The following is a 644-nucleotide window of genomic DNA, read 5'->3' as shown; positions in this document are numbered from 1 at the left end:
CGATTGGCCAGCACCCGCAACCCCCGCCGCGGCCGCATCGCCTGATCCAAATCCCGGATCGGCATCGACGACCCACAGAACAACAACGCCCCGTTCGGCATCAGATCCACCAGATCACGCGCCACCCGCGGCTCACTCAACCCCGACGCGTCCAGCACCTCGTCCAACGCCGCCCGCACCGCCAGATCCGCCCGCCGCCACGCATGCAACCAAGCGTCATCCCCCGCCGCCACCGGAATCTCCACCGCCTGCGCCACCTGCGTCGCCGAACGCGTCGGATCCGGCCAGCGAGACAGATCCGGAGCCACCACGATGTGCTCCTCCACCCGCTTCAACCACGACAACAACGGCCGCGACACACCCGGCCGCCCCAGCGTCACCACCACATCCGGCACATGCTCATCAGCGAACTCCGCAGTGCCCAGCAAGAAGTGATACGCAGAAACCGCGTGATCCCCATACCGGCCGCCACCACTCGGCTCCGACACCACCGGCCAGCCCGCCATACCCGCCGCCGCCACATAACGCCGCACGTTCACCGCGCCATCACCGATCACCAGCACCCCACGCCGGGTCGGCGGCAAATGCAACGCCACCGCGGGCGGCGCCACCCGAGGCCGCACCCACGTCCCCCCGCCCACGGC

At 69.9% G+C, this 644-nt stretch carries 1 pseudogene; it reads right to left on the bottom strand.

Annotation, left to right across the window (positions count from 1 at the left end):
* A pseudogene (locus tag C1I98_RS39520) lies at nt 1-611 on the bottom strand (2-succinyl-5-enolpyruvyl-6-hydroxy-3-cyclohexene-1-carboxylic-acid synthase); the annotation flags it as partial.
* Nucleotides 612-644: the final 33 nt, after the last annotated feature.

Source organism: Spongiactinospora gelatinilytica (assembly GCF_003236385.1).
Lineage (GTDB): Bacteria > Actinomycetota > Actinomycetes > Streptosporangiales > Streptosporangiaceae > Spongiactinospora > Spongiactinospora gelatinilytica.
This window is presented reverse-complemented; position numbering and strand designations above follow the sequence as displayed.